12 protein-coding genes are annotated in these 17,918 nt (G+C 73.0%); 8 read left to right on the top strand and 4 right to left on the bottom strand.

The annotated features are described in order from the left end of the window. The first annotated feature begins 28 nt into the window (after positions 1–28). From ASC60_RS22410 to ASC60_RS22390, 5 genes are all read left to right on the top strand, one after another. Entirely contained in the window at positions 29–1,543 is a 1,515-nt protein-coding gene (locus ASC60_RS22410) for a glutamate synthase subunit beta (RefSeq protein WP_055553735.1), read from the top strand. A 69-nt stretch (positions 1,544–1,612) separates the two neighbouring features. Beyond that, the gene (locus tag ASC60_RS22405) at positions 1,613–2,593 is read left to right on the top strand and encodes an MBL fold metallo-hydrolase (RefSeq protein ID WP_055553733.1); all 981 of its coding nucleotides are present in this window, start codon (positions 1,613–1,615) and stop codon (positions 2,591–2,593) included. 188 nt (positions 2,594–2,781) lie between these two features. Next, the gene (locus ASC60_RS22400; protein ID WP_199831028.1) at positions 2,782–4,206 is read left to right on the top strand and encodes a hypothetical protein; all 1,425 of its coding nucleotides are present in this window, start codon (positions 2,782–2,784) and stop codon (positions 4,204–4,206) included. 231 nt (positions 4,207–4,437) lie between these two features. Continuing rightward, entirely contained in the window at positions 4,438–6,198 is a 1,761-nt protein-coding gene (locus tag ASC60_RS22395; protein ID WP_107097141.1) for an ATP-binding protein, read from the top strand. A gap of 72 nt (positions 6,199–6,270) precedes the next feature. Beyond that, the gene (locus tag ASC60_RS22390; protein ID WP_055553727.1) at positions 6,271–8,883 is read left to right on the top strand and encodes a hypothetical protein; all 2,613 of its coding nucleotides are present in this window, start codon (positions 6,271–6,273) and stop codon (positions 8,881–8,883) included. Between the two features lie 87 nt (positions 8,884–8,970). On the opposite strand, the gene lpdA is transcribed toward ASC60_RS22390, so the two are convergent. Beyond that, the gene (lpdA, locus tag ASC60_RS22385) at positions 8,971–10,371 is read right to left on the bottom strand and encodes a dihydrolipoyl dehydrogenase (RefSeq protein WP_055553725.1); all 1,401 of its coding nucleotides are present in this window, start codon (positions 10,369–10,371) and stop codon (positions 8,971–8,973) included. A gap of 30 nt (positions 10,372–10,401) precedes the next feature. Here lpdA and ASC60_RS22380 point away from each other — a divergent pair, with 30 nt between their 5' ends. After that, positions 10,402–10,776 carry an RNA-binding S4 domain-containing protein gene (locus ASC60_RS22380; RefSeq protein WP_055553723.1) on the top strand — a complete coding sequence of 125 codons (375 nt, stop codon included), beginning with the start codon at positions 10,402–10,404 and terminating at the stop codon, positions 10,774–10,776. 30 nt (positions 10,777–10,806) lie between these two features. Here the strand turns inward: ASC60_RS22380 and ASC60_RS22375 are convergent, their stop codons facing one another. The 3 genes from ASC60_RS22375 to ASC60_RS22365 are packed head-to-tail and all read right to left on the bottom strand — an operon-like array spanning position 10,807 to position 15,003. Continuing rightward, the gene (locus ASC60_RS22375; RefSeq protein ID WP_055553721.1) at positions 10,807–12,060 is read right to left on the bottom strand and encodes an NAD(P)/FAD-dependent oxidoreductase; all 1,254 of its coding nucleotides are present in this window, start codon (positions 12,058–12,060) and stop codon (positions 10,807–10,809) included. Then, positions 12,057–13,496: an NAD(P)/FAD-dependent oxidoreductase gene (locus ASC60_RS22370; RefSeq protein ID WP_055553720.1), complete on the bottom strand. Its 1,440-nt coding sequence runs from the start codon at positions 13,494–13,496 to the stop codon at positions 12,057–12,059. The genes ASC60_RS22375 and ASC60_RS22370 overlap by 4 nt, the downstream gene beginning before the upstream one ends. A 31-nt stretch (positions 13,497–13,527) precedes the next feature. Further along, positions 13,528–15,003, bottom strand: a complete 1,476-nt coding sequence (locus tag ASC60_RS22365) for an FGGY family carbohydrate kinase (RefSeq protein ID WP_055553718.1) — start codon at positions 15,001–15,003, stop codon at positions 13,528–13,530. Between the two features lie 299 nt (positions 15,004–15,302). Here ASC60_RS22365 and ASC60_RS22360 point away from each other — a divergent pair, with 299 nt between their 5' ends. Together ASC60_RS22360 and ASC60_RS22355 are read left to right on the top strand one after the other, a co-directional pair. Further along, positions 15,303–16,310: a hypothetical protein gene (locus ASC60_RS22360; protein WP_055553716.1), complete on the top strand. Its 1,008-nt coding sequence runs from the start codon at positions 15,303–15,305 to the stop codon at positions 16,308–16,310. An 83-nt stretch (positions 16,311–16,393) separates the two neighbouring features. Next, positions 16,394–17,914, top strand: a complete 1,521-nt coding sequence (locus tag ASC60_RS22355; protein ID WP_055553715.1) for an amino acid permease — start codon at positions 16,394–16,396, stop codon at positions 17,912–17,914. Positions 17,915–17,918: the final 4 nt, after the last annotated feature.

Below are 17,918 nucleotides of genomic sequence, written 5' to 3'. Positions count from 1 at the left end.
AGACCGGACACGGGCACTGGAGGAGGTCATGGCCGATCCGAAGGGCTTTCTCACCACACCACGCCGCCTCCCGCCGCGCCGTCCGGTGGACGAGCGGGTGCGTGACTGGGACGAGGTGTACGTACCGGGCGGCCTGCTGCCGATCGTCGCCGCGCAGGCGGACCGCTGCATGGACTGCGGGATCCCGTTCTGCCACGACGGCTGCCCGCTGGGGAACCTCATCCCCGACTGGAACGACCTGGTGTCCCGCGACGACTGGCGGCGGGCGGGCGAGCGGCTGCACGCGACCAACAACTTTCCCGAGTTCACCGGACGGCTGTGCCCGGCGCCCTGCGAGAGTGCGTGTGTGCTGGCGATCAACCAGCCCGCGGTGACCATCAAGAACGTCGAGGTCGCCATCGCCGACCGGGCCTGGGAGAGCGGCTACGCGGTCCCCAAGCCACCGGAGCGGCTGTCGGGGCGGACCGTGGCGGTGATCGGCTCGGGCCCCGCGGGGCTGGCCGCCGCCCAGCAGCTGACCCGCGCGGGGCACACGGTGGCGGTGTACGAGCGGGACGACCGGGTGGGCGGGCTGCTGCGGTACGGCATCCCCTCGTTCAAGATGGAGAAGCACCATCTGGACCGGCGCCTGCGGCAGATGCGCGCGGAGGGCACCAAGTTCCGCACCGGCGTGGGCGTGGGCACCGATGTGGACGCCGCGGAGCTGAGGGCGCGCTATGACGCGCTGGTGATAGCGGTGGGCGCGCGGGCCTGGCGCGAACTGCCGGTGCCGGGCCGGGAGCTGGCCGGAATCCACCAGGCGATGGAGTACCTGCCGCTGGCCAACCGGGTCCAGGAGGGCGACTACGACCGGCCGCCGATCACCGCGGAGGGCAAGCACGTCGTCATCGTCGGCGGCGGGGACACCGGCGCGGACTGTCTGGGCACGGTGCTGCGGCAGGGCGCGGCCTCGGTGACCCAGCTGGACATCCACCCCCGGCCCGGTGACGAGCGGGCGGAGGGCGAGCCCTGGCCCACGTACCCCAAGATCTACCGGATGTCCGCCGCGCACGAGGAGGCGCGGGAACTGGCGGCCTCCCCGGAGGCGGATGTGGACGCCCGGGTGTTCTCGGCCACCACCGTCCGCTTCGAGGGCGACGCGCCGGGCCCGGGGCGGCCGCACGGCAGGGTCCGGGCGCTGCGCCTGGTCGAGGCGGAAGGGGAGGGCCGGGCGGTGGCGCCCGGGGACGGACGCGGTGAGCGGGTGCTGCGGGCCGATCTGGTGCTGCTCGCGCTCGGTTTCCGCGGTCCGGAGCGGGACGGCGGACTGTTGGGCCAGCTCGGTCTGGAGCTGGACGCGCGCGGCACCATCGCCCGCGGCGCCGATTTCGGAACCGGCCGGGACGGCGTCTTCGTGGCCGGTGACGCGGGACGGGGGCAGTCGCTGATCGTGTGGGCGATCGCCGAGGGCCGCTCGGCGGCGGCCGCGGTGGACCGCTATCTGACCGGCGAGACCGCCCTCCCGGCCCCGGTCGGACCGGCGGACCGGCCCATGACGGCCTGAGCCTCGCACCGGGCCCGGGCCGGGCCGGGTGCGAGTGAACGTCCGGCTCTCCATGAGTACTGTGCGAGCATGAATGCGCAAGCGCCGCTCCACCACCTCGCCGACGGTGTGCACCTGTGGTCTCCCACGCCCAGCGCCGGATGGGGGCTCGCCAACTGTGGGCTGATCGTGTCCCCCGATGGCGCCGCCGCCTGGATCGACACCCCCTACGACCGGCACATGGCCCGGGACTTCCTGGACCGCAGCCGGTCGCTGATGCCCGAGGGAGGCCGGATCGGGCGAGTGATCGTCACCCATGCCAACGGTGACCATCTGTGGGGCGCGGAGGTCGTGCGCGGCGCCGACATCGTGGCCACCCGCGAGGCGCTCGGCCACATCGAGTACGAACCGGCTCCGCAGCAGTTGCACGCCATGGTGCGCGGCAGCGACCCGGCGACGCCGCTCGGGTGGTATCTCCAGAGCCACTTCGGACGCTTCGACTGGGCCGACACCGAGGTCGTCGAGCCCACGACGACCTTCACGGGCGAGCTGGACCTGCGGATCGGGCAGGTGCCGGTGCAGCTGACCGCGCTGCCCGCCGCGCACACCACCGGCGATCTCCTCGCGTATCTGCCGCGGCAGAAGGTGGCGTTCACCGGCGATGTCATCTTCGCCTCCAGCCCCCGGGACCCCGGCGACCACGCGGTGCACTGGGCCGGTCCACTGGACAGTGTGATCGCCGCCTGTGAGCGGGTGCTGGCCACCGGGGCGGAGATTATCGTCCCCGGCCATGGGCCGGTGCTGGACCGGGAGGGCGTCCGCGGCCACATCGGCTATCTGGAGCACATCCGGGACCGGGCGCGGCAGTTGCACACGGCCGGGGTCCCCGCGCTGGAGGCCGCCCGCAAGATCATCGCCGAGAACGTCCACCCGCTGCCGGGGCTGCCCGAGCGCATGGTGATCACGGTGGGCACCGAGTACCGCCATCTGAACGGCGGGGAGGACCGGCCGGACATCGTCGCCATGATCGCCGATGTCGCCCAGGTGGCCTGGGACCTGCGCCAGGGCTGAGCGGGCGACTGAGCGCGCGGTGGCCGCGTGCGCTTCCCGGCCGCGTTGTCGTACCCGGCGGATACCGTTTTCGGTGTGGGCGGCAACCGGCCGCTCGCGGCGACGGGTTACGCTCCCGTGCGGGTCGGAGCGGAGGGAAGGCAGTGGCACAGGCAGCGGGGGAAAGCCGGCACGCGCCGGGCCGGCGGGTGATCGACCTGGCCGACCGCCGGGCGCTGCTGGCCTGCCGGCCCGACGATCCGGCGGTGGCCGAGGAGGGCCGCAGGCTCAAGGAGGCGGCGCTGCTGGACTTCGGGGTCAAGGACAGCGTGGTGTCCTCGTGGCTGTACGCCAAGTGCCACCACCAGATCTCCACCACGGCGGTGGACACGGCGGCGGTGGTGGCCACGGGGGACGGCAGCTGTCTGCTGCTGTACAACCCGGAGTTCTTCGTCGCGATCGGGCCGAGCGGAGTGCGGTTCGTCCTGTTCCACGAGGCGCGCCATCTGATTCACCGCCATCTGTACGTGGACGAGGAGCTGCGCGCCGACCCGGTCTTCGACCTGGCGGCCGAAGTCGCGATCAACCATGTGGCGTTGGTCCGGCTGGCGCAGGGCGGCCTGCCGACCCGTGCGGTGCCGGACGGCGCGGGCGGCACCCGCCGGGAGCCGGTGGGCGTCGATCCGTACGAGGTGCACCGGCGGTATGTGGCCGATCTGTGCGAGCAGGGCTTCGAGCCGCTGTCCTACCGGGACTTCACCGAGACCGACCTGAGGATCTACGGGGAGCTGAAGCGGATGCGCACCCCTCCCGTGCCGCCGGCCCTGTGCGTCCACATGAGCCCCGGCGGGGACGGCGAGGGGGACGGGGCGAGGCACCGGCTGCCGATGGACGCGGAGGCCGTGGCCTCGGCCGTCGAGGAGACGCTGGCCGAGGTGACGCGCGGCGCGCTGCGCGGCGAAGGGCTCGCCCGGGACGAGCTGCTGGCCCTCGCGGACCGCACCACCGGCGGCGGCAAGCGGCTGGAGAAGTTGTGGGGGCGGATGGGGCTGGGCGCGCTGCGCGGGGAGACACAGCGGACCCGGCGGGTGGAGTGGTGGCGGCGCTGGCTGTCCGACACCCTCGCCTCCGCACTGCGCGAGGGAGAGCGACTGATCTACCCGAAGAAGCAGGGGGCGGTGCTGCTGGCGCTCGGGCACGATCCGATGCTGGCGCGGCGGGGCCCGGAGCGCACCAAGGTCGTGGTCATCGCGCTGGACACCTCGGGGTCGATGCCCCAGCCGGTGATCGACTGGATCACCACGCTGGTGGGCCGCGCCGAGGGAGTCGAGAGCCACTGGCTGAGCTTCGACGGCGCGCTGATGCCGTTCGTCCCCGGCGAGCGGGTGCACGGCGGCGGGGGCACCGACTTCCAGCAGGTCGTGGACTATGTGGAGGGGCGGCGGGCGGTGGACGGCCACCGGTTCGAGCAGCGCGCCGACGCGGTGATCATGGTCACCGACGGCCACGCCCCCGCGGTGACCCCGGCCCAGCCCGACCGGTGGATCTGGCTGATCACGGACGGCGGCGACGACTGGCCGGAGCGGCACGACCCGCCGATGGCCTGCCACCGGGTGGTCACCGGCGACAGCTGAGCCGGGGGCCGGGAAACCGTCTCCGCCGAGGGGCGGGGCGCGCGACACGAACGAACGAACGACACGGGTAACGGGGGATCAGTCACCGTGAGCAGGGTGGACACGAGTGCGGGCGCGGGTGTGGTCACGACGGCGCCGGCCACGAGGGACGCGGCCGTCGGGCGGCAGGAGCCGGCCGCCGGGGAGGGCGGCCGGCGGGCCGGGGCCCGGCTGGAGCAGTTCATCAGCGCCATGATCGCGATGCGGCAGACCGGCCAGGTCTTCGGTGAGCACGGGATCGGCAAGACCTCGACGTTTCTGTCCTACATCCCGCGGGCTCATCCGGGCACCGAGGTGATCCTGGTCCCGGCGGCCAATCTCACCCCCGACGATCTGCTGGTGAACGCGCCGGTGCGGGACGACCGCACCGGTGAGCTGGTGCTCACTCAGCTGATCATGCGTCAGCTCACGCCGGGTGTGCCCTTCGTGCTGCTCATCGACGACTCGCTGCAGGCCGGGGAGACCATCCAGTCCCAGCTGATGCAGATCGCCTGCAACTGGACGCTGGGCGAACACGATCTGCGCGCGCTCGGCTGTGTCGGGGTCTTCCTCGCGGACAACGAGTCTCTGGCCGAGACCAGCGCCCGGCGCGGCGATCTGGCCGTCCTGGACCGCATGGTCACCCTGCGGATCACGGCCAATGACACCGCCTGGCGGTCCACACTGGCCGAGCGGTACGAGGACTGGGACCTGACCGGGGTGTTCCAGATCTGGGCCGGGCTCCCCCCGTATCTGCGCTCGCTGCTCTCCCCGCGCACCCTCCAGCACGTCCTGGACTGTGCCCGCGCCGGGTTTCCGCTGTCCTGGGGGCTGCCACTGGTGGGCGGGGTGCGGCTGCGGCTGCGCGACCGCGGGGCCGACGGCTCGCCCGGGCCCGACCGCACCGCCGAGCTTCTCGACGCCATCGCAGGCGCCCTGGGCCTCCCCAACCCCGCCACCATCCCCGACCCGGTGCGGAGCATCCTGCGCACGGCGGTCCGGGAGAACTGGGCGGTGCTGCTCCAGGGCCCGCCCGGCTGCGGCAAGACGGAGATCACCAAGGCGGTGGTCCGCGAGGAGAGCGGAAGCGATCCGGTGTACTTCTCGCTGCCGGTGACCAACGTGGAGGACCTGTGCGTGCCGATCCCCACTCCGGACGGCACGCTGGACACCCTGTTCAGCCGCGCGTTGATGGACCCCGACCCGAAGGTGATCATCTGGGACGAGTACAACCGCCCCAAGGACAAGGCCACGTTCGCCAAGCTGATGGAGATCACCCAGGAGTGGTCGCTGGCCGGGCGGCCGATCCCGGGACTGCGCGCCCAGGTGGCGCTGCAGAACCCGCCGTACCACCTCGGCCGCAAGCTGCTGGTCAGCAGCAACAACGTGGCCCAGGCCAGCCGTTTCACGGTGAGCTACGAGGTGAGCCCGCAGGACATCCCGGCCAACGAATGGCTGATCGGCACCTACGGCGAAGTGGCCGAGACGGTTCTGGAGTGGTGGAAGAGCGACATCGACGACGAGGGCCGGGACTGGATCACCAAGCGCACCCTGGAGCGGCTGATCAAGCTGCACCACGCCGGGCAGCCGCTGGAGACGGGGCTGATCTATCTGGGCGACGGCGAGTACGCGCCGGTGCCGCTGGCCAAACTGGAGGCGCGGCTCGCCGAGCGCGCCGAGCAGCGGGTGATCGGCCTGCGGGAGATAGCGCGCGACGCGGACCACTGGGAGGCCCGGCTGGCGGCCGCGTCCGAAACGTCGGACGAGGGGACCCATGACACCGATCTGGTGCACCAGGCGCTCGCCAACGCCGAGGTGTCCCAGCTCCAGCGGAACGCCGAGGTGGTCGCCCGGCTGCTGCGCCATATGCCGCCCAAGCTGCGCGCCGCCCACATGGTGGGCCAGTCGCCGGAGCGGCAGCGGTTCTGGATCGGCGCACTGGCCCGGATGACGGAGCTGTCCGGCGCCGGATGAGCCCGCCCCGCCCTCTTCCCTCCCCTCCCCCGCTCGGACAGCGGGGCCGAACGACGAACGGAGCGCACCCGCGTGGTGACGTACGAACGGGACACCCTGGTGTCCGCGGCCTTCCAGGTGGCCGGCCCCTCCCTCTCCTCGGCGCTGATGCCCCGGCTCCGGCAGGAGACCCTGAGCCTGCTCCGGTCCCGGGAGCGGCTGCCCGCGCATCTGGTGGGCGAGGTGTTCGCCTCCGGCGACCGGGAGCTGCTGGAGGCCCTGGCCGGGGCGCGTGCCGGGGCCGAGCGGCAGGCCGAAATGCTCCGGCTCGCCGAGTTGGCCGACCCCGGCCTGGCCCGCACGCTCTACACCGAGCCGCTGTCCGGCACATGGCGGCAGCACCTACGGCGCACGGTGCTCAGCGCGGCGGCCGCGCACCCGGCCGACCCCGGCTGGCGCGCCCCGGGCGGTCTGGTGGACTTCCTGCTGTCCGCCACCGCGTCGTACGACCTGCTCCCGGCGCTGGAAGCGCCCTTCCCCGAGGTGGTGCGGCATGTGCTCGAGAAGATCGGCACATCGCTGGACGTGTCGCAGCAGCTGAGGGCCTGCCGCGCGGCGCTCACCCACGGTGGGGTGGCCGAGGTGGCCGCCCTGGCCGAACTGCCCGCAGTGCACCCGGCGGTGGTGGAGGTGGTGCGCCGGGTGGAGGTGGCGCAGGACCCGGCCGCCGTGCTGGAGGCGGCCGTCGAGGCGGCTTCCGTCGGTGAGGAGGCGGCCGCGGAGCCCGAGGCGGTCGAGGCGGCACCCGCCGGTGATGAGCTGGTGCGGCGGCTTCGCGAGCTCACCTACGGGATGGCGAATCCCTCGCTGGACGCCGTGGACTGGGAGCTGCTGCTGGCCGAGGAGAAGCGGGAGCCCTTCTCCGGGCGAGCCCTGCTGCTGCTGGCGTCCCGCCCGGACTGCCCGGACGAGCTGGTGCTGGCCATGTACCGAAGGTCCTCCGACCCCCTCCCGGCCACCTCCCCGCTGCCCTGGCGCCTGCTCACCGAGACCGACTGGAAGGACGGCTACCACCACGACCGTCTGGCACGGCTGCTGCGGCGCGGCATCCGGGAGGGCGCGTTCCCGGTGGACCGCGTCCTGGCCGAGGTGCGGCCCGCGTCCCGGGTCCTGGCCTCGCTGCCGTACGGCACGGAGCCGCTCGGCCCGGCGGTGGCCGCGCTGCTGGAGCCGCTGGGCGGGGGCTTCGCGGCCTGGCGCGCGCTGTATTCACTGCTCCCCCGGTTCACCGGGTCGAGCACGGAGCTGGTCGCCGCCGCAGTCGAGCAGCAGGCCAAGCACCGCGGCAAGACCTGGCCGAGGCCGCTGAAGGCCGAGTATCCGGTGAAGCGCCCGGACGGGCTCCGCGGGGTGTTCCTCCAGCTGTTCCTCCAGGCCACCGAGGAGGTGCAGACGGCCCTGGCGCCCCATCTGGACCGGCGCGGCGTCCAGCATCTGCTGGTCTTCCACCAGCCGTCGTCCGCCCTGCGCGACCAGTTGGTGAACCTCCACGGCACGTCGGTGCTGGCCTGTGCCGCCTCCGACTGGGAGCTGCCCGCGGACAAGATCGAGGAACTGCTGGCCCACGACGAGCCCGAGATCAACACCAATCTGTATGTGTACACGGCGCTCACCGACGAGCAGCGCCGGGGCGTCCTCGCGGGCCGCCGGTTCGGCGCCGCACCGGAAGCGGACGGGACGCCGGATGCGGAGCCGCTGCCGATCACCGATGAACTGATCGAGCACATACGGCTCAGCGGGCGCCGGCACTGGCTGCTGCCGATCTGCGACTCGGGCGATCCGCGGCTGGCCCGCCTCCTGCTGGGCAAGATCAAGCTGCATACGCTCGCCGGGCAGCTGCGTCTGCTGGTCCGGGTCTGGGAGCGGCACGGTGCCGAGGAGGTGCGAGGGCTGCTGGAGGAGACCGAGTTCCCCGAGCGCCGCAGCCGCAAGCATCCGCTGCCGAAGGCGACCCATGAGATCGTCCGGAGCGCGCTGGAGGCGGCGGACGGTCCGGCCGTGCTGCGCGCGGAGCTGGACCGCTCCCGGGGGCCCGCGGGCCGGGTGGCGTTCCTGCGCGCCCAGGGCGCCACCCGTGACCTGGTCACACCGGCGCTGGAGCGGCTGGCCGAGGAGGCCGGGCCGGGGCTGCCCTGGGCGGAGCTGGCCCGGGAGCATGAGCGCGATCCGCTCCCGGACGCCCTGCTGGTGGTGCTCGCCGAGGCAGACGACTGCCCGGAGGGGTTGCGCACCGCGGGCGGTGTGGCGGCGCTGCGGCTGGAGCACCACGCGCATCCGCACAAGTCCACCGGGCCGCGGCCGGACCCCCTGGACCTGGTGCGCCACCATCCGCTGCCGCCACCGCCCCACCGCCGGAACGACTGGCTGGACAAGGCGGTCGGCCTCGGCACGCTGACCCCGCTGGACGTGCTGTACGAGGCGAGGCCCGCCGGGGACGCGGCCGCCTATCTGGCGTACCGCCACAACCGCGCGCGGCAGGACGGGCCGGACCCGGCGGGGCTCGCCGCGAGCCGCAAGGTCCTGGAGCTGGCCACCACCCATCTGGGCGAGGATCCGGAGGCGTGGGCGCTGGCGCTGCGGCTGCTGCCCGACTTCACCGGCACCTTCCCCGAGCTGCTGTCCACGGCGGCCGCCATCGTCAGCTGAGCGCCTGCGGGAGATCCTGCTCGGCCCGGTCGGACTCCAGCTCCTGCCGGTGACCGGCTCCGGCCCGCACGCGCCTCACCGCTCGGCTCACAGATTGACCATGTGTCCGGCGAGGCCGTGCAGGGCCTCCTTCACCGCCTCGCTCAGGGTGGGGTGGGCGTGGATGTTGCGGGCCAGCTCGTGGACCGTCAGGTCCCACGCTTGAGCGAGGGTCAGTTCCGGCAGGAGTTCGGTGACCTCGGGGCCGATCAGGTGGCCGCCGAGCAGTTCACCGTGGCGGCCGTCGCTGATGAGCTTCACGAAGCCGCCGGGGTCGCCGAGGCCGTGGGCCTTGCCGTTGGCGGTGAACGGGAACGTGGCCACCTTGACGTCGAAGCCGCGTTCGCGCGCCTGGGCCTCGGTCCAGCCGAAGCTGGCGATCTGCGGCTGGCAGAACGTCGCCCGGGGAATCATCACGTAGTCGAGTTCCATGGTTTCCGCGCCGCCGATGGTCTCCGCCGCGACGATGCCCATGGCCTCGGCGGCATGGGCGAGCATCAGCTTGGCGGTCACGTCGCCGACCGCGAAGATGTGGGGCACGCTGGTGCGGCACCGGCCGTCGACGTCGATGGCGCCCCGGTCGGTCAGCCGGACCCCGGCGCGCTCCAGCCCGTACCCCTCCACCCGCGGCCGGAAGCCGATCGCCTGGAGCACCCGCCCGGCCTGCAGGGTCTGGCGCTGGCCGCCCGTGGTCACCATGACCTTGACGGCGGGGCCCGCGTCGTTGATCGCCTCGACGCGGGTGGAGGTGAGGATGTTGATGCCGAGCCTGCGGTAGCGGCGGGTCAGCTCGGCGGAGACGTCCTCGTCCTCCAGGGGGACGATCCGGTCCAGGAACTCCACGAGCGTCACCTGCACCCCGTAGCTGTGCATGATGTACGCGAACTCCACGCCGATGGCGCCCGCGCCCGCGATCAGGACGCTGCCGGGCAGGTCGGGGGCGAGGATCTGCTCCTCGTAGGTGACCACCCGCTCGCCGCGCGAGGTGCCGGGCAGCAGGTTGGCGGTGGCTCCGGTCGCGATGACGCAGTGGTCGAAGGAGACGGCCTCCGTCCGGCCGTCGGCGAGCGTGACCCGCAGGGTGTGGCGGTCGGTGAAGACGCCCCGCCCGTCGTACTGCGTGATCTGGTTCTTCTTCATCAGGTAGTGGATGCCTTTGACCCGGCCGTCCGCCACCTTCCGGCTGCGTTCGTAGGCCGCCCGGTAGTCCAGGCTCAGTTCGCCGTTCACCCGGATGCCGAAGGTGTGCGCCTCATGGGTGAGCAGATGGGCCAGCTCGGCGTTGCGCAGCAGCGCCTTGGACGGGATGCATCCCACGTTCAGGCAGACCCCGCCCCAGAACCGCTCCTCGACGACGGCCGTGCGCAAGCCCAGCTGTGCGGCGCGGATCGCCGCCACATAGCCGCCCGACCCCGCCCCCAGGACCACGACGTCAAAATGTGCGCTCATGCGTCGCACCTTAGACATTAGAGTCGGAGTATGGCTTCAGACGAGGGGTCCGTTCGGGTCGACAGCTGGATCTGGTCCGTGCGGCTCACCAAGACGCGTTCGCTCGCCGCCTCGGCCTGCCGGGCCGGGCACGTCCGCGTCAACGGTGAGCGCGTCAAGCCCGCCCAGGCGGTGCGGCCGGGTGACGAGGTGCGGCTGCGCCACGCGGGGCGGGACCGGGTCGTGGTGGTGTCGCGGATCGTGCGCAAGCGGGTCGGGGCGGCCGTGGCGGCCGAGGCTTACGTGGACAACAGCCCGCCTCCGCCGCCGCGCGAGCAGACCGTGCCCATCGGGCTGCGGGACCGTGGCGCGGGCCGCCCCACCAAGCGCGACCGGCGTGAGCTGGAGCGGCTGCGCGGGCTGTGACACCGGGGCCCGCGCCACCGGCCGCCCCGGTCACTCCACGCGGATCCGTACCGGGCCGCCGTGCGCGTCGGCCCGGGCGATCCAGCCGGCGGACAGATGCAGCGGGCGGCCCGGCGCCACGGTGTGCGGGACGCGCTGCCGGTGCAGCGTACGACCGTCCTGGCGGACCACGAGCACCGGCCGGGTGAGGAACGCCGCGGTGCGCAGGATGAAGCGGCTGTGCGGCGGGGGCGGGCCGTCCGGGGCGATCCGGCCCGGCGCCACCCACCGCAGGGGCGCCTCGGTCCGGACCGGCAGCGGGGCCCCCGGCCACGGCTCGCCGGCCAGATGGCGCAGCACCGGGCCGGCGGCGAACCGGCCGTCCAGCGCGGCGGTGGCGGCCGTCTCGACGGGGTGCAGCAGATTGCCCACGGCGAAGACCCCGGGTTCGCGGGTACGGAACCCGGCGTCGGTCTCCGGCCCCCGGGTGCCGGGGTCGAGGGGGATCCCGGCGCCGCGGGCCAGTTCGTGGTCGGGGATCCAGTCGCCGGTGAACACCACGGTGTCACAGCCGATGGTCGCGCTCCGGCCGTCCCGGTGCCCCACGCGGACGCCCGTCAGCCGGCCGCGGCCGGTCAGCCCGGTCACGGTGGTGTCGGTGAGCAGCGGAACACCGTGGCGCAGCCGGGCGGCGAGGTGGCGCGCCGGATGGGTCTGGTGGCGGGGCAGGCCGGTGACCATGGCGGCGACCTCGACCCCGGCGCGGTGGAGGGTGTCGACCGCGGAGTAGCCGACGCGTTCGGCGCCCACGACGACCGCGCGGCGGCCGATGCTCTGGTGGTGCACATGGACGGCTTGCTGCAACTGCCCGGTGGTGTAGACGCCCGCGGGCCGGGTGCCGGGCACCAGCCGTGCGCTGCGCGGGCGTTCGCGGGCGCCGGTGGCCAGGACCACGGCCCTGGCGGTGACGCGCTCCAGCCCGGTCGGCGCGGTGAGGTCCACGGTGCGCGGCCCGGCCCATCCAGTGGCGGTGACGCCGGTGCGCAGGACCGCACCGGCGCGCAGCGCGGCGGCGATGTGGCGGCGGGCGTACTCCGGGCCGCTGAGCAGCCGGCGCAGATCGCGCGGCCCGAATCCGGTGTGATGGCAGTGGCGCGGGATGCCTCCGGCGTGCTGCTCGCGGTCGATGACCTCGACGGTGTCCACTCCGGCCCCGGCCAGCCGGGTGGCGACGGCGAGTCCGGCGGGTCCGGCGCCGATGACCAGGACGTCCACGGTGCGGTGGGTGCGGTCGGTGGCGTTCATCGGCGGGCCTCGACGGGTGCGGCGGCGGGGGTGGCGCGTGCCTCGTCGAACTGGGCCCGTACGGCGGCTCCGCAGTAGAAGCCCTGGCAGCGGCCGCCCAGCGCGCGGGTGCGGCGCCGCAGTCCGTCGAGCGACCCCGGGGGCACGGTGGCCCGCAGCGCGTCGCGGATCTCACCCCGGGTGACGCGCTCGCAGTGGCAGACGACCGTGCCGTACGCGGGGTCGGCGGCGATGAGGTCGGCGCGCTGGTAGGGGCGCGGGAACGCCTCGCCGATGTTCGGCATCCGGGGTGGTTCGCGTTCCTGCGCGGGGCCCGGGTCGAGGCCGCAGCGGGTGAGCAGGTCCCGGACGTGTGCGGCGATGGCCATCGAGGCGGTCAGCCCGGTGGAGCGGATACCGCCCACGGCCACGTAACGCTGCTCGGGGTGGGCGCGGATCTGGAAGTCGGCGTGTTCGGTGGCGGCGCGCAGCCCCGCGTAGACCGCGGTGACCTCCTCCTCCAGCAGCTCGGGCATGATCCGGGCGCCCTTGTCGCGGAGCAGGGCCAGCCCGGCGGCGGAGGAACCGGTGGCGTGCTTGTCGTCGAGGTCCTCGGCGGTGGGGCCGAGCATGACGTTGCCGTACACGGTGGGCGCCACCAGCACGCCCTTGCCGCGTGCCGTGGGCACCGGCAGCAGGATGTGGCTGACCAGGCCGCGGGCGAACTTGTCGAAGACGATGAGCTGGCCGCGCCGTGGGGTGACGCTGAACTCGGTGTGGCCGAGCCGCCGGTCGATCTCGTCCGAGTACAGTCCGGCGGCGTTGACCAGGTAGCGGGCGCGCAGCGGGCCGCGGCTGGTGGCGATCTCGTGGTGGCCGTGTGCGCCGCCCGTGGCGATGGCTCCCGCGGTGCAGTTGAGGTGCAGGTCGGCTCCGGCGTCCACCGCCTGGGTGGCGTAGGCGAGGGTGGTGGTCCAGGGGCAGATGATGCTCTCGCCGGGGACTTCGAGGGCGCCGAGCGCGCCGGGCCCCAGACGCGGTTCGCGCGCGTACACCTCGTCCGCGTCGAGGATCCGGGTGTCGTGGCAGTCGTTGCGTACGGCCTTCTCCGCGAGGGCGGGCAGGGCGGCGAGCTGTTCGGAGTCCCAGGCGACGAGCAGGGCACCGAGCGGTTCGACCGGGATGCCGGCCTCGGCGGCGTAGGTGTTCAGCCGCCGGTAGCCCTCGCGCACCAGACCGGCCTCCAGGGTGCCGGGAGCGGCGTCGAAACCGGTGTGCAGGATCGCGGTGTTGGCCTTGGAGGTGCCGTCGCCGACGTCGTCGGAGGCCTCCACGAGGGCGATGCGCAGCGGATGCGCGGCGAGTTCGCGGGCGATGGCGGTGCCGACCACCCCGGCGCCGATGATGGCCACGTCGTAGACCTCGCCGGGGAGGTCACCCGTGGTCGTTACGGTCATGCTGGGTTCCTTGGCTCCTTGTCGCGGTTGCTCAGGGGTGGGTCAGCAGCGTGGCCACGGCCGAACGGAAACCGGCCCGGCGCTCGGCGGCCTGGTCCGCGCTGATCCGGGGTGTGTAGACGGCGGCCGGTTTCCACTCCGGGACGGCCTGCGCGAGCGGCAGGCCCGGGTCGAGTCCCAGCCGGGCGACGGCGCCCACGCCGAGGGCGGTGACATCGGGCAGGGCGGACACCTCGACGGGCAGTTGCAGCAGGTCGGCCTGGGCCTGCATGAGCAGCGCGGAGCGGGTGAGCCCCCCGTCGGCCCGGAGGGTGGTGAGCGGTGCGCCCAGGTCGGCGGCGGCCGCGTCGGCGATCTCGGTCACCTGCGCGGCGATGCCCTCGCACAGGGCGCGCACCAGGTGGCCGGCGGTGGTGTCGAGGCCGAGGCCGGTCACCGAGCCCCGGAGGTCGCCGCGCCACCAGGGTGCGGCGAGTCCGGCGAGCGCCGGTACGAAGGTCACTCCCCCGGTGTCCGGGACGGAGCCGCCCACCGGGTCGAGGTCCTGGGGTCCGCCGATCACGCCCAGGCCGGTGAGCCAGCGTACGGCGGAGGCGGCGGTGTACACCTGTCCGTCGAGGCAGTAGCTGGTCTTCCCGCCGAGCCGCCAGGCCACGCAGCTCACCAGGCCGCTGGTGCCGCGGCGGGGCCGGGAGCCGGTCTGGGCGAGCAGGAAGGCGCCGGTTCCGTAGGTGCATTTGGCGGCGCCGGGCTCGGTGACGCTCTGGGCCAGCAGGGCGGCCTGCTGGTCGACGAGGAGGCCGGTGAGCGGGATCTCGCCCCCGAAGGCGGTGGTGGTTCCGGCGATGGTGTCCGCGTCGACGACCCTGGGCATCTGCTCGCCCGTCAGTCCGTAGACCGCCAGCGCCTCCGGGGACCATGCGACGCGGTCGAGGTCGAGCAGCCCGGTGCGCCCGGCGGTGGCCGCGTCGGTGACGAACGCGCCGGTGAGCTGGTGGATCAGCCAGACATCGCTGGTGGTGACGACGCCCTCGCGGGTCCGGTGGCGGCGCAGCCAGGCCATTTTGGGCGCCGCGAAGTACGGGTCGAGGGGCAGTCCGGTGATCTCGCGCAGGGTGTCGGCGTGTTCGTCGAGGTCCGCACACACCGTTTGGGCCCGCCGGTCCTGCCACACCAGGGCGTCGGTCAGCGGGGCGCCGGTCGCGGGATCCCACACCAGCACCGTCTCGCCCTGGTTGGCGAGGCCGACCGCCACGACCGGCTCACCGGCCCGCGCGAGGGCCTGGCGTCCGGCGTCGACGACGGACGCCAGGAGTGCGGCGGGGTCGGCCTCGACCAGCCCGCCGGCGAGGTGGCGCGTGTGCACAGGCACCTCGGCGGAGCCGAGCACACCGCGCTCCGGGCAAAGGACCAGCGCCTTGGTGCCCGAGGTGCCTTGGTCGACGGCGAGCACCGCTCCGGTCGCGGGGCCGGCCGGTGTGCGGTGGGGACGCTCTGCAGGCAGCATGTCCGGTTCTTCGGTGGGCGGTCGTTCTTCGTGTGGGGGGTTCTTCGGCGGGACGTACTTCGGTGGGATCGTCTCCGTGGCAGGGGAGATCGTGGCTGAAAGCGTGGTGCAGCGGCGAGGCCGCGTCAAGAGCCCATGTCCGGTGTTCGGTTGCCGGACACCCGTTCCGCGGGCGCGCCGGATGCGGACCCTGGCCCCCTTGAGTCATGACGGGATGGCTATAGGATCCCGGACATCCACTCGTCAGGCCCTGGAATCCGTCACGCCCGGTACCTCACGCTCCGTCCGAAAGTCATCCGATGCCCGAGGAAGTGTTGCGTCCCGTCTACCACCCCGCGGGTTACGACAGCGGACTGCGCATCGCGGTGCAGGACGTTCGTACGGGCCGGTGGATATCCATGCGCGACCTGCTGGCGGCGACACCGACCTGGGCCCAGTGGACGCAGCGCACGCAGGTGCTGGCCGCGGTGGCGGCCGGGTCCAATGTGGTCGAGGCGTGGCGCGCCGAGGAGCCGCACAGCGTCGCCGCGCTGGTGATGTACGGCCGGGTGGTGGTGGAGCGAACCATGCGCGCCCACCGCGAGGGGCACCGGCGCACCCGCGAGCTGTGGCGGGAGGCGTGGGAGTCCTGCCAGCTGGCCGCGCACAACTCCCCGGCCGACCCGGTGCCCTGGGTGTGCCAGCTGGCGCTGGCCCAGCTCGACAAGGAGCAGCGGCTTCCGGACCACCGCACGGACCCGCCGGGGCCGTTGCTGTTCCCCGGTCCGTGGGGGCTGCTGGCGGAGGCCGACCGGCGCGATCCGCACAACCGCGAGGCGTACCACCGCATGCTGCAGTTCGTGTACGCGCGGCGGGCGGGCGGTTCGCTGGCCGAGGCGGTCAACTTCGTTCAGTGGGTGGTCTCGGGGGCGCCCGAGGGCTCCCCGCTGCATGTGCTGCCGCTGTACGTCCACGTCGAGCGGTACCGCGAGGAGCGGGGCTACGAGAAGGCGCTGGACCTGCACTGGGCCACCGAGGACGCGGCGCGCGACGCCGACAAGGCGCTGCGCCTCTGGTTCGACCACGCGGACCCGGAGACCAGCTCGCTGCTGGATCTCAACCATCTGGCGCACGCGCTGTGGGGCGCGCTGCGATTCACCGAGGCGGCCCGGGTCTTCGAGGCGCTGGGACCGTATTTCACCCCGCTCCCCTGGGCCTATCGCACATCCGACGCGAATGACCGCGCGCAGGCCGAGGACATGTTCCTGCGCGCCCGGGCCCGCTGTCTCGCGGGCGCCCGCGGAAACAGACCCGGCTACGGCGGCTGAGCCGTCCCTTCCCCCGGCTGATCCCTTTTCCCCATCCTTCCGACCTCTGCCGACCGCCCCGTTTCCCCTTTCGGAGGTATGTCATGTCCACACCCCGGTCCCGTTCCGTTTCGACACCACAGCAGGATGAAGAACAACGGCTGCGCGAGCTGGGATACCAGCCGGTGCTGGCCCGCCGGATGGGGAGCTTCGGTAATTTCGCGATCAGCTTCTCGGTCATTTCCATTCTGTCCGGCTGCATGACCCTGTACGGGTTCGGGCTGGACACCGGCGGTCCCTCGGTCATGCTGTGGGGCTGGACCGGCGTCGGGCTGTTCGTGCTGTGTGTGGGCCTGGCGCTGGCGGAGGTCACCAGCGCCTATCCGACCTCCGGCGCCCTTTACTACATGGCCGACCGGCTCGGCGGCCGCGCCTGGGGCTGGTACACCGGCTGGCTGAACCTGCTGGGACTGCTGGGCGCGATCGCCGGTATCGACTACGGCGCGGCCCAATTCACCGGCGCCCTCCTCAATTTGCAGTGGGGGTTCACCCCCACCCCACAGTCGACCATGGTTATCTTCGTCTGCATTCTGTTGTTGCATGCCATACTGAATCTTTTCGGAGTGCGCCTGGTCAGTCTGCTCAACTCGGTCAGTGTGTGGTGGCACTTGGCGGGAGTCGCGGTCATCGTCGGCGCGCTGGCGATCATTCCGTCCCACCACCAGTCCCCGGAATTCGTGTTCACCGAGTTCGTCAACAACACCGGCTGGTCGAATCCCCTCTATGTGGCCGCCATCGGCCTGTTGCTCGCCCAGTACACCTTCTCCGGATACGACGCGTCGGCGCATCTGTCCGAGGAGACGTCCAACGCCTCCGTGTCCGCCGCCCGTGGCATCGTCCGCGCCATCTGGGTGTCCTGGGTGGCCGGGTTCGTGCTGCTGGCGGGGCTGACCTTCGCCATCCAGGACTACGCCGGGACGCAGAAGAGCGCCACCGGGGTGCCGCCCGCGCAGATCCTCATCGACGCCCTCGGCACCGGTGGCGCCACGGCCATGCTGCTGATCGTCATCATCGCGCAGCTGTTCTGCGGGAACGCGGAGGTGGCGGCGGCCAGCCGGATGGTGTTCGCGTTCAGCCGGGACGGCGCGCTGCCGGGCTCCCGGCTGTGGCGGCGGGTCAGCAGCCGCACCCAGACCCCGGTGCTCGCGGTGTGGCTGTCGGTCGCGGTGGCGTGCCTGCTGGCCCTGCCGTCCCTGTACTCGGAGACCGCGTACGGCGCGGTGACGGCCATCAACGTCATCGGCATCACCCCCGCCTATGCGATCCCCGTCTTCCTGCGGCTGCGCGCCGGGGACCGGTTCACCAAGGGGCCGTGGCACCTGGGTCGCTGGAGCAAGCCGATCGGCTGGGTGGCGGTGGTGTGGGTGGCGCTGGTGACGGTGCTGTTCTGCCTGCCGCAGTCCAGCCCGGTGACGGTCGATTCGATGAACTACGCGTCGATCGCGCTGGCCGCGGTGCTGGTCCTGGCCACCGTCTGGTGGTTCGTCGCCCGCCGTTCGTACAACACGCCCTCCGCCTATGGCTCCGCCCGTGAGGAGGCCGAGATCGCCGAGGGCATCGTCTGAGACG

This window comes from Streptomyces sp. NBRC 110028 (assembly GCF_001417735.1).
Lineage (GTDB): Bacteria > Actinomycetota > Actinomycetes > Streptomycetales > Streptomycetaceae > Streptomyces.
This window is presented reverse-complemented; position numbering and strand designations above follow the sequence as displayed.

Coding starts and splice junctions, on each gene's coding strand:
- ASC60_RS22410 (WP_055553735.1), top strand. CDS start 29: ATGGCCGATCCGAAGGGCTTTCTCACCACACCACGCCGCCTCCCGCCG.
- ASC60_RS22405 (WP_055553733.1), top strand. CDS start 1,613: ATGAATGCGCAAGCGCCGCTCCACCACCTCGCCGACGGTGTGCACCTG.
- ASC60_RS22395 (WP_107097141.1), top strand. CDS start 4,438: ATGATCGCGATGCGGCAGACCGGCCAGGTCTTCGGTGAGCACGGGATC.
- lpdA (WP_055553725.1), bottom strand. CDS start 10,371: ATGAGCGCACATTTTGACGTCGTGGTCCTGGGGGCGGGGTCGGGCGGC.
- ASC60_RS22380 (WP_055553723.1), top strand. CDS start 10,402: ATGGCTTCAGACGAGGGGTCCGTTCGGGTCGACAGCTGGATCTGGTCC.
- ASC60_RS22375 (WP_055553721.1), bottom strand. CDS start 12,060: ATGAACGCCACCGACCGCACCCACCGCACCGTGGACGTCCTGGTCATC.
- ASC60_RS22370 (WP_055553720.1), bottom strand. CDS start 13,496: ATGACCGTAACGACCACGGGTGACCTCCCCGGCGAGGTCTACGACGTG.
- ASC60_RS22365 (WP_055553718.1), bottom strand. CDS start 15,003: ATGCTGCCTGCAGAGCGTCCCCACCGCACACCGGCCGGCCCCGCGACC.
- ASC60_RS22360 (WP_055553716.1), top strand. CDS start 15,303: ATGCCCGAGGAAGTGTTGCGTCCCGTCTACCACCCCGCGGGTTACGAC.
- ASC60_RS22355 (WP_055553715.1), top strand. CDS start 16,394: ATGTCCACACCCCGGTCCCGTTCCGTTTCGACACCACAGCAGGATGAA.